The following is an 11,084-nucleotide window of genomic DNA, read 5'->3' on the forward strand; positions in this document are numbered from 1 at the left end:
GGAAAACCGAACGCCCATCCTGCCAGGCGTAACCACGGCGGAGACGGCCTCCACTACTTCACGCAGAAAGCGCAGGCGGTTGGACAGGCTGCCGCCATAGGCATCGGTGCGGAAATTGGCCCGTTCGGAGATGAACTGGTTGATCAGGTAGCCATTGGCCGCGTGGATCTCCACCCCATCGAAACCTGCGGACAGCGCGTTACGCGCCGCCTGCGCATACATCTCCACCAGTTCATGGATCTCTGGAATGGTCAGCGCGCGTGGAATGTCGGGCGGCACCAGTTTTCCTGTGCCCGGCCCCGTGGGGATGAACACGTTGACACCTGTTGCAGCCACGGCGGACGGGGCGATCGGCGCCTCGTGGCCAGGCTGCAATGCGCGGTGGGACACGCGGCCGACATGCCACAACTGCGCAAAGATGGGCCGCCGCTTTGCGTGCACTGCATCGACGACCAGTTTCCAGCCCGCGACCTGTTCAGGGGAGTAGATGCCCGGCGTCCAGGCATAGCCCTGCCCGCGGGCTTCGATCTGCGTGCCTTCGGTAATCAGCAACCCAGCCTGCGTGCGCTGCGCGTAATATTCGGCCATCAGCGCGTTGGGAATATCGCCGGGCTGGGTGCTGCGGCAGCGTGTCAGGGGCGGCAGGAAGATCCTGTTTTCCAGCGACAGGTCGCCCAGCCGCACGGGACCGAATAAAGAAGATGGAGACATGATCAACCCTGTTTACAAATGCAGGCCATCCGTCCGGCCCGCATGTAAACATTGACCTAGCCTGCGGTGTGCGCAAGAACGCACATAAACCGCCACTAGTGTCAGGAATGATACCATGCCCCGCATCCGTCACACCACGCTGGCCTGCAGCCCCGGCTGCACGGTGGAGGCCACGCTCGAACTGTTCGGGGGCAAGTGGAAGGCGCTGATCCTGTATCACCTGTTCGAGGACGGGGTGCTGCGGTTCGGTGAACTGCGCCGTCGCCTGCCCAATGTTACCCAGCGGATGCTGACCAACCAGTTGCGCGAACTCGAGGCCGACGGACTGGTGTCACGCACCGTCTTCCCCGAGGTTCCGCCGCACGTCGAATACGCGCTGACCGATCTTGGGAAGACGCTTGAGCCTGTCATCAAGGCGCTCAAGGCATGGGGGGACACGCACGCCCATTCCCTGCATGGCAGGAAAGCCGCCGGGTAGCCTGAAGCATTCCCTGAATGGATATTGCAGCCTTATGCCGGAAATGGACCATATATGACAGATGACGAATTACTTGCGCGTTTTGCAAAAAACGCCCCGGCTTTCCAAGCATTCCTGCCGGAACTGACCGCCGAAGAAAGACACAGTTTCTGCGAGATCGCGCGCCTTGTCCATGCTGAGGGGCTGGACTGGTATTTTACCGATATAAAGAATGAATACTTCCGTTTCGGGCGCAAGAACAATGGCAATGATACTGCGGTACGTAAAGGCACCCTAGGTTTTTTTGAAAAAAAAGATGATCGTATATGTTTCTGTTTAAATTCCAATATTGTCCGGAATATGGACGATAATGTAAAAGACAAGAAATTGTCACTCAACAGTACAACCGTAAATATCGCAAAACGTGTCCTTGAGATGAACCAGGACGATATTGCAGGCAGGCTGAAGACGGATCGTAATGGCCTGTGGCCAGATGACTATCCTCCCCTGCCTAAAAAGAAAAACAGGACCGTGCTGCAAGATACCATGCCAGAGAACAAAGACATCATGCCCGTTGATCCCAGTGCCGAAACCGTCAACCTGATCCTGTATGGCCCGCCCGGCACGGGCAAGACCTACGCCACGGCTGCCGAGGCCGTGAGGCTGTGTGGCGAAACCGTGCCGGAGGACCGCAAGGAACTGATGGCCGCCTATCATCGCCTGATACGCGCGGGGCGGATCGAATTCGTGACCTTTCACCAGTCACTGGCCTATGAAGATTTTGTCGAAGGACTGCGCCCCCAGCAGGATATGGCGGGCGGTGGCCCGGACGGCGAACAGCCTGCCGCAGGCTTCACGCTTGTGCCAAGGGACGGCATTTTCCGCCGGATCGTGCGCGAGGCGCTTGGGGAGACCGAAGAAAAGGAGGATACGTTCTCGCTGGCGGGCAAACGTGTCTTCAAACTCTCCATGGGGGTCGCGGGCGATCATGATGATGCCCATATCTTTGAAAATGCCATAAGGGACGGGTATGCCATCATCGGGTATGGCGAACTGGATTTTACCGATCCACGTTTTGCCAGTCCGGATGCCATCCTCAAGGCCGTGCAGGATTCAGGGGTGGTGGGGGACAAGGTACTCACGTCCGCATCCGGCTGGGTCAAGATGCCCAACATCTTTCGTAACCAGATGCGTATTGGCGATATCATCGTGGTTTCGCGCGGGAACGGCCTGTTCCGCGCAATCGGTCAGATAACGGGCGATTATTATTTCGAACCGCTTGAGGAGCGGCCCAATTATGCGCACCGTCGCAAGGTAAGGTGGCTGTGGGTCAGCCCGGAGGGCGAACCGGTTGGTCGTATTTACGCCAAGGATTTTTCCATGGCGACCGTCTACCAGTTGAATCGTGACCTGATCAATGTCCCGGCACTGGCGCAGTATATCGGCAGGCAGCATGATACATCCCCTGTCACGCCACAGCCCTATGTCCTGATTATAGACGAGATCAACCGCGCCAATATTTCCAAGGTATTTGGCGAACTCATTACATTGCTCGAACCGGACAAACGGCTGGGCCAGCCGAATGAACTGCAGGTACGCCTGCCTTATTCGGGCGACCTGTTTGGCGTGCCGCCCAACCTGCACATCATTGGCACGATGAACACGGCGGACCGTTCCATCGCCCTGCTGGATACGGCGCTGCGCCGCCGGTTCGACTTTCGTGAACTGATGCCCGACCCGACGCAGCTTGAAACCGTGGATGGCATTGACCTGCCTGCCGTGCTGCGTGCGCTTAATGAACGGATCGAATACCTGTTCGATCGCGAACACCAGATCGGGCATGCCTATTTCATTAAATGCACGGCGCGTCAGGGTTCCAACGGCATCGATCAGGTCATGCGTGACCGGATCATCCCGCTTCTGGCTGAATATTTCTACGAGGACTGGGATAAGGTCGCCGCCGTGCTTGGCGATGCGACAGAAGCGGAAGGGGACTATGAAGGTGGTTTCCTCAATCGGGAAAAACTCCCGGTCCCACGCGGGCTGGGACTGGAAGGTGAGGGGAGTGCGCGTTACCGCTGGCGCGTGCGTACCCAACAGGAAGGATTTGATTATAACAGGGGACTTCTGGACGTATGATCCACCGTACGGTTCTGGAATGGAACACGCTACCTTATGGGTCAGGCCAGGCGGAAATCCCCCGTGACATTGCCGAACGCCTTGTGACCGTGGCGGAAAACTCCGCCATGCCCGGCGCGCTGCAAGACCAGCGCCATGGCCTGCGGGCCTGTGGCATGGTGGGGATGATTGTCGCCCCCGGCGCCGAACTGGAAATCCTGCCCAAGATCGACACGCCGCAGCAGCACGGCGCACAGGCGGTCAGCAGCATCCGCAGGCGACTGGTGCATATGCTGGCCGTGGTGCTGGACATAAACGTGGCCGATGGTGATATCGCGCATCTGGGCACACAGGAAGAAACCCTGCTGGAAGTATTGATCCGGCTGTTTTCCAGAAGGTTATCCGAGGCCGTGAAGCCCGGCCTGCCCCGACGTTATGTGGAGCAGGCCGATGACCTGCCGGCCCTGCGGGGCAGGCTGGATGTGACGCGACAGTTCAGCGTACTTGCGGTCAGCCCGCAGAAACTGGCCTGCCGTTATGATGAAATGGCATGTGACACGCCACTCAACCAGATCATGAAAGCAGCGGTGGAGCGGCTTTTGCGCCTGTCGCGCGCGGCGGATAACCAGCGGCGGTTGCGGGAACTGGCCTTTGTCTATGCCGATGTCAGTCCGGTGGCTGTGTCGGCCCTGCGCTGGGACCGGGTGGTGCTGGACCGCACCACGACACGGTGGAAAACGCCATTGAAACTGGCGCGCCTGCTGCTGGGGCAGCGGTTCCAGACGACATCAGGCGGGGTGACGCAGGGGTTTTCGCTGCTGTTTGAAATGAACGTGCTGTTTGAAAAATATATCGCCTGCCGGTTACGTACGGCCCTGGCGGGAACGGGCCTGCATGCCGCCGCCCAGAAGGGCAGGCGATATGCCCTTTATACGCCGGAGGAAAAGGGCGTATTCCAGACCATTCCCGACATTCTGATCAAACGCGGTGATGCCATCGTGCAGATCGTGGATACCAAATGGAAATGCCTTGCCCGGCAGGATGATGATCCCAGGCAGGGGGTCAGCCAGGCTGATATCTATCAGATGATGGCATATGCCAGGATTTATGACTGTCCACGCCTGATGCTGCTTTATCCGCACCATGCGGGACTTGGCGTGGATCCGGTGTGCAATACGCATTATATCGCAACGCCGTCCGGGCCTGATGTGCTGGAGGTCGCAACGATAGACATATCGGACAATGCAGCCCTATTGCGCAACCTGCGGACGTTGTGTGCAGACGGCGAAACCGGATCACCGCTGTAATGGGATGCGCCATCGTGTCGGGACGGGCATGATGCACTCCCCCCGACGGGCAAGGCCCTGCCACGGACGGGATCCACGTTGTTCGGACTGATTCCCCCGGCGGGAAGCCGGCTTCTGGACCGGTTGGAATGACATGGGAATGTATGGTGGTGTCCGCGGCGGGATTCGAACCCACGGCCCCAGGATTCATCCCACTTCGGCTTTCGCCGCCGCCACCGGATGATGACGTTCGTGGTCTGGACTGTCCCTTCGCCATGGACCCGCCAGCGGGTCGGTAGGCGCTGCCCATCCAGTCTCTACACCTTCCCGGCACGGGGCCGGGCTTGGCTCGGGATTGGCACGGCATTCTGCCAGAGCGTTCCCCGAATTTGAGCAGATCCGTCACGTGGTTTCCCGTCGTGACGCCCAATTGCTACCAGGAATCCTGTGCTCTATCCTGCTGAGCTACGCGGACATACACCCGACCTTATGTAGCGGAGGGACGGGGCAGGGGCAAGCGGCAATATGGCCGCCCCTAGCGCTGTCGCGCCATGATCCGCGCCTGTGCCGCAAGGCGTGCGACATGGCGCTTGCACAGCACGATATCAGGGCTGCCGGTCTGCTTGCATGCCAGTTCAAGCTGCTGCGTCCACACCGCCGCCTGCATCAGGGCATCCGCGCTCCAGATCGCGACGGCGCGGCCAAAGGCTTCGGTGCGCTTGAAAAAGACCTGGGGCCACAGTGCGGACATCGCCTCCGCCCGGCCCTGTCCCGCATCCATCGCCAGACGCACCCGCCGCAGCCTGTGGATGTGCGACAGCAGCGCGCGCGCGGCACCAATCGGGTTCATGCGATCGGTATTCATGGCGCGTTCGATCGCAAGGTCAGCCCCCGTCCGGTCGCCCACCATCGCGGCAAAGGCCGCATCCTCCAGCGACACACTCGCCGCATCGCCAATGCAGGCCTGCACGTCCTCATGCGTCAGCCGCCCGCCCTGTCCCGCGAACAGGAACAGCTTTTCCACCTCCGCACGGGTGGCGGCGCGATCGGGGCTTGCGCGTTCGGCGAACCATGACAGCGCATCGGGGTCGATCTGCACCCCCTGTTCGGAAAGCATCTGGCGGATGCTGGCCTCCAGCGCGCGCCCTTCCTCGGGGTAGCAGGCAATGACGGCGCAGTCCTTCGCCTTTTCCAGCAGCGCACGTAACTTGGAGCGGGATTCAAGCCCCGGCGCCTCGATGATCAGCAGCGTATCGGTCCGGGTTGCAAGGCACTCCTTGACCAGTCCCGTCAGGCCATCGCGCCCTTCGCGCACCCAGACGACGCGGCGCCCGCCCACCAGTGACAGGGCGGTACATTCCTCCACCATGCGGTCGTGCGCGTCGCGGCCAAGGATGGCGACGCGGAATGGATCATCAAGGTCGGGCGTGATGACCTGTGCCGCCTGGGTCGCGCGTTCGCGGATCAGTCCCGCATCCTCCCCATGCAGCAGCACGATGCGCCACGCGCCGGGATCGCGCAGGGTGGCGGCGACTGAACGCGCACTGATCTTCACGGTCGGGGTTTCACTGGCTGACGTTCACTGGCTGGTGCCGTTGCCGCCAATGCTGACACTGTCGGGGCTGTCGCTCCCGACACTGACGGAGGTGCCCACGTCATCATCGTTCAGTTGTGAATTCGACCGCCCGGTGGCAAGCGCCGGCAGGCCATCCGCGCCGGGACGCTGCGATGGCATCTGGTTGCTGCTGGTGGCGTTGGGGGTCGAATCGGGATCGATGTAGCGTGGCTGGTTCTGCTCCGCATCGGTCCCGTCGGTCGCGGGTTTGGCATGGGTGCGGAACCACACGCCAACCTGCTGGGTGATCTGCTCGGCCATGTTCTTGGCCACGCGGGTGCGCACGGTTTCCAGGTTCAGCGACAGGGCGAAATACTGTTCATACGTATTGTTGACGCCGTCGATGATGTTCGCATCCCCTTCGGCCAGCAGGCGCGGGCTGGCGCTGATGGTATAAAGCTGCCAGTGGGCAAAGGCGGTGGTGCGCGTGCGCCCGCTGGTATTGTCGGAGTGGATGTCCACCGCCTCGTTCATCATGTAGGTGCGGATGCGCAGGCTGTAGCGGGTCGGGTTTTCAGGCCCGGCCCCCCCAAGGTCCTGCTGCAGGAACTGGCGCAACTGCTGCCCGTAACGCTCCGTGATGCGCGGGACATAGACCTGCTGCAGTTCGGCGGCCACGTCCGTCACGGTGGCCTTGCCGTCCGGGCCGATATGCTTTCCGGTCGTCTGGTACATGGGCGAGAAGCCACACCCGCCCATCGCGGCCACAAGGGCGGCCGCGAAAAGCGTGGGTGCGGTGCGACGACACGAAAAGCGTTTCATCGGTTATTTCGCAACCACGAAATTGACGATGCGCCCCGGCACATAGATGCGCTTGACGATCCGCGCACCCTCCAGCAGGCGTGCGACGTTGGGTTCGGCCTCCGCCCGGGCGATGACATCGTCCTTGGGCAGGTCGGGGGCCACCGCGATCGTGCCGCGCAGCTTGCCCATGATCTGCACCGCGATCGTGACCTCGCTTGCGGCCAGCAGGTCGGCCTCCGCCTTGGGCCAGGCGCGTTCGACCACCGGCCTGCCCGCGGGATCCAGCAGCGCCATCATCGCTTCGGCCTGATGCGGCACCATCGGCGCGCACAGCAGTGCGAGCGTCGTCGCCGCCTCGCGCCGGGCAAAGGCGATACCGTCCTCGTCCGCGTGCTTTTCCGCATCGGCCAGCGCGCTGGTCAGTTCATGCAGGCGCGCGACCGCGACATTGGGGCTGAAACCCTCCAGCGCCTCGGTCACGGCGGCGATGGTGCGGTGGGTGGCACGGCGCAGCGTGTCGGCGGCCTTTGCGACCTGCGCGGGGCAGGGGACGTCGGCGGGGACCTGTGCCGCCACGCCGCGCACGACGCGGAACAGGCGCTGCAGGAAGCGCGCGGCCCCGGCGACGCCGGATTCCGTCCATTCCATGTCGCGTTCCGGCGGGCTGTCCGACAGGACGAACCAGCGCGCCGTATCCGCGCCAAAACGCTCGATGATCGTCACGGGGGCGACGGTGTTGCGCTTGGACTTGGACATCTTTTCCACGCGGCCGACCGTGACCGGCGCACCCGTGTCACGGCGGGTCGCACCCGTGGCCGTGCGCTCGACCTCGTCGGGATACAGCCAGTTGCCATCCGCGTCGCGGTAGCTTTCGTGGTTGACCATGCCCTGCGTGAACAGGCCCGCGAACGGTTCGTCCACGTTCAGGTGCCCGGTTTCATGCATGGCGCGGGTGAAGAAGCGGGCATAGAGCAGGTGCAGGATCGCATGTTCGATCCCGCCGATATACTGGTCCACCGGCAGCCACCCGTCCGCGGCCGCGACCACGGTGGGCTGTGGCGCATGCGGCGCGGTGAAGCGGGCGAAATACCACGAACTGTCCACGAACGTGTCGCAGGTATCCGTCTCCCGCGTGGCGGGCTTTTGGCATCTGGGGCAGGCGACATGCTTCCATGTCGGGTGGTGCTCCAGGGGGTTGCCCGGACGGTCGAACGTCACGTCCTCGGGCAGGACGACCGGAAGCTGGTCATCGGGTACCGGCACCGCGCCGCAGGAGTCGCAATGGATGATGGGGATGGGGCAGCCCCAGTAGCGCTGGCGCGAAATGCCCCAGTCACGCAGGCGCCAGTTGACCACGCCGCGCCCGACGCCCAGGCCTTCAAGCCGTGCGATCGCTTCCTTCTTCGCCGTGGCGATGTCGAGACCGTCGAGGAAGGCGGAATTGAACAGCGTGCCCTGCCCGTCGGTCGCCCTGTCGGTGACGGTGAAGGTCTGCGGGTCCGCATCGGGAGGCAGGATGACGGGGATGAAGGGCAGGCGGTACTTGTTGGCGAAATCAAGGTCGCGCTGATCCCCGCAGGGGCAGCCGAACACCGCACCCGTGCCATAATCCATCAGCACGAAATTCGCGATCCAGACCGGGAACGATCTGTCCGGCATGAACGGGTGCGATACGCGCAGGCCGGTATCGAACCCACGCTTTTCTGCCGTCTCGATCGCCTCTTCCGAGGTGCCGAGGCGATGGCATTCCGCGATGAATTCGGCGGCCTTCGCGTTCTTTGCCGCGACCTTCGCCGCCAGCGGGTGGTCGGCCGCGATGGCAAGGAACGACATCCCGAACAGCGTGTCGGGACGGGTGGTGAACACCTCCACCGAATCAAGGTCCACGTCGAACCCTGCGGGCGGTTCATGCAGGCCGAAGCGCACGCGCGCGCCCTCCGACCGGCCGATCCAGCGTTCCTGCATCGTGCGCACCCGTTCGGGCCAGCGCGGCAGGTGCGACAGCCCATCGAGAAGCTGCGGCGCGAATTTCGTGATCTTCAGGAACCACTGCGAAAGCTGCTTCTGCTCGATCAGCGCGCCGGAGCGCCAGCCGCGACCATCCACGACCTGTTCGTTCGCCAGCACGGTATTGTCCACCGGGTCCCAGTTGACCCAGCTTTCGCGCCGCTCCACCAGGCCTGCCGCCAGCATGTCGAGGAACAGCTTCTGCTGCTTGCCATAATAATCCGGCAGGCAGGTCGCGATCTCGCGGTCCCAGTTGAAGGAGAAGCCAAGCTGCTTGAGCGTCGTGCGCATGGCCGCGATGTTGTCCATCGTCCACTTGCCCGGATGCACGCCACGCTCCCGCGCCGCATTTTCCGCAGGCAGGCCGAACGCGTCCCAGCCCATCGGGTGCAGGACGCTGAACCCCTGCGCCCGCTTGTAGCGCGCAACGACATCGCCCAGCGTGTAGTTGCGGACATGCCCCATGTGAAGCTGCCCCGAAGGATAGGGGAACATCTCCAGCACGTAATATTTGGGCCGGTCGGCGGGGGGGACGTCGGGCACGTCGAAGACGCCGCTTTGTTCCCACCGCTCCTGCCACAGCGGTTCGGCCGTGGCGAAGTCATAGGCGGGGGTGGCGGGATCGGCGGGAGTCTTGGGATCGGTCATCTTGGTCATCGGGTCCGGGCGCGAGGTGTTAGTTCTTGTGGCCGCTATCGGCACGCAACTGGCGCGCACGGGTCAGGATCTTGGAGGTGATGTCGGACACCGTATTGGCGGCGACGGGGGTATCGACCCACTGGTTGTCCTGCAGCACCTGGCGGAAGACGGACACGCGCACCGCGTCGGAACGCAGGTTGCTCGACAGGATGAAGCAGGTGATCTTGAAGCGTTCGTTCTGCGTGGCGGGGGGCGTGTACCAGTCCGTCAGGATGACACCGCCAAGCGCATCGGCGGAGGCGAACGGCATGAACGACAGCGTATCGATCGCCCCGCGCCACAGATAGGCGTTGACGCCGCTTTTCGCCAGTTGGTCATTGCCGCCGGTGGCCCCACGGTCTTCCTTCAGCAGCTTGTTCTGCGGCCGGGCGAGGCCGGTGCTGTCATGCGGGCCTGTCGAACACGCGCCAAGCAGCGTGCCAAGCATCAGGACCGGCAGTCCCGTGCGCAGGATGCGGCGGGAGGTCGGGCGAAGGGCGGAAGTTGGCGGACGAAGGGTCATGATGCCTCTATGGACGCCGGGGATGGGCCCCGCATGTGGTATTTCGGCCCCGTGTGTCGCGCATCCCGCCACGATGTGTCCGGACGAACGGCCACGGTCCTGCCTGCTATCGATATGCGTCCTTCATATCCCGCCGCGCCGGTCCCGCCAAGTCACGCGGCGACCTTTCTGTGTCACCATCGTGACGGCGCGGCATGCCCCGCATGGGCACGGGTCATGGCACCGGGGCGCCGATGGTAGTACCTATCGGATCGTAAACGCCCCGGATGCGGGGCATCGGAACATGCGTGTGCCATGCAATGCGTGACATGGGCGCGCCAGGGGAGGGCCTGCGGGCAGGGACAGGCAGGGTGCGGGAGAAAGCAGTGCGACAGACATTCATCATATCGCGGGTCACCCGGTTCATGGCGCGTGTGGCGACATGGGCCGGGGGACGGGCGGGGACGACCCTGACCGGGGCTGTCGCGGCGATTGCGATGATGTTCCCGGCGGTGCGTCCCCCCTGGCCGGTCCTGTTGCCCGGGGCGTCCGCATGGGCCGCCGTGCCCGCGAACGCCGCCGCGACGCGCGCCGCCGACATGGTCGCACGCATGCGGCCGGAGGAGAAACTGTCGGTCCTGCGCGCCGCCCCCGCCCCGCTTGGCGGTGCGTCTGCGGGCGAGGGCGCGGGACTGCTGACATGGCCGGGTGTTGCGCGCCTTGGCCTGCCCGCCCTGCGGATGGGCAGTTTCGCCAGCCCGGACCCCACCGATCCCGCCATGCCGCAACTGCCCTTCCTTGCCCTTGCCGCGGGCTGGGACCCGGTGCTGGCCCATCGTGCGGGCGCGTTGCGGGCGCGGGACGAATGGGCGCGCGGGCGGGCGATGGTGCGGGTGGGGGGCGTGGACCTGCTGCCATCGGGCCGGCTGCTCGCGGGGGAGGACCCGATGCTGGCGGGGACGATGG

General features: G+C 63.5%; 8 protein-coding genes and 1 pseudogene. 4 read left to right on the forward strand and 5 right to left on the reverse strand.

Translation table 11 applies throughout. From position 1 onward, the window contains the following. Positions 1-711 (reverse strand): oxidoreductase (locus tag HNH97_RS04160; RefSeq protein ID WP_456305396.1); only part of this gene is annotated, 711 nt, incomplete at its 3' end. Between the two features lie 115 nt (positions 712-826). Here HNH97_RS04160 and HNH97_RS04165 point away from each other — a divergent pair. The 3 genes from HNH97_RS04165 to HNH97_RS04175 all read left to right on the forward strand — a co-directional run bounded on the left by HNH97_RS04165 (position 827) and on the right by HNH97_RS04175 (position 4,593). After that, complete coding sequence (locus HNH97_RS04165; protein ID WP_171789973.1) at positions 827-1,189, forward strand: winged helix-turn-helix transcriptional regulator; 363 nt, start codon at positions 827-829, stop codon at positions 1,187-1,189. Between the two features lie 525 nt (positions 1,190-1,714). Then, the gene (locus HNH97_RS04170) at positions 1,715-3,307 is read left to right on the forward strand and encodes an AAA family ATPase (RefSeq protein ID WP_216657520.1); all 1,593 of its coding nucleotides are present in this window, start codon (positions 1,715-1,717) and stop codon (positions 3,305-3,307) included. Continuing rightward, entirely contained in the window at positions 3,304-4,593 is a 1,290-nt protein-coding gene (locus tag HNH97_RS04175; protein ID WP_171789975.1) for an McrC family protein, read from the forward strand. The genes HNH97_RS04170 and HNH97_RS04175 overlap by 4 nt, the downstream gene beginning before the upstream one ends. Positions 4,594-5,107: 514 nt before the next feature. On the opposite strand, the gene holA is transcribed toward HNH97_RS04175, so the two are convergent. From holA to HNH97_RS04195, 4 genes are read right to left on the reverse strand one after another with little or no spacing between them, the layout of a single operon-like run. Next, complete coding sequence (gene holA / locus HNH97_RS04180; protein WP_171789976.1) at positions 5,108-6,127, reverse strand: DNA polymerase III subunit delta; 1,020 nt, start codon at positions 6,125-6,127, stop codon at positions 5,108-5,110. 24 nt (positions 6,128-6,151) lie between these two features. Continuing rightward, positions 6,152-6,949, reverse strand: coding sequence for an LPS assembly lipoprotein LptE (locus tag HNH97_RS04185; RefSeq protein WP_171789977.1), 798 nt, complete (start codon positions 6,947-6,949; stop codon positions 6,152-6,154). A 3-nt stretch (positions 6,950-6,952) separates the two neighbouring features. After that, on the reverse strand, positions 6,953-9,586 hold the full coding sequence (gene leuS / locus HNH97_RS04190) for a leucine--tRNA ligase (protein WP_171789978.1): 2,634 nt from the start codon (positions 9,584-9,586) through the stop codon (positions 6,953-6,955). Between the two features lie 28 nt (positions 9,587-9,614). Continuing rightward, positions 9,615-10,139, reverse strand: a complete 525-nt coding sequence (locus tag HNH97_RS04195; protein ID WP_110912259.1) for a DUF3576 domain-containing protein — start codon at positions 10,137-10,139, stop codon at positions 9,615-9,617. 365 nt (positions 10,140-10,504) lie between these two features. On the opposite strand from HNH97_RS04195, the pseudogene HNH97_RS04200 reads away from it, so the two are divergent. Beyond that, positions 10,505-11,084 (forward strand): annotated as a pseudogene (locus tag HNH97_RS04200) (hypothetical protein); the annotation flags it as partial.

This window comes from Gluconacetobacter entanii, assembly GCF_013155425.1.
Classification (GTDB): Bacteria; Pseudomonadota; Alphaproteobacteria; order Acetobacterales; family Acetobacteraceae; genus Novacetimonas; species Novacetimonas entanii.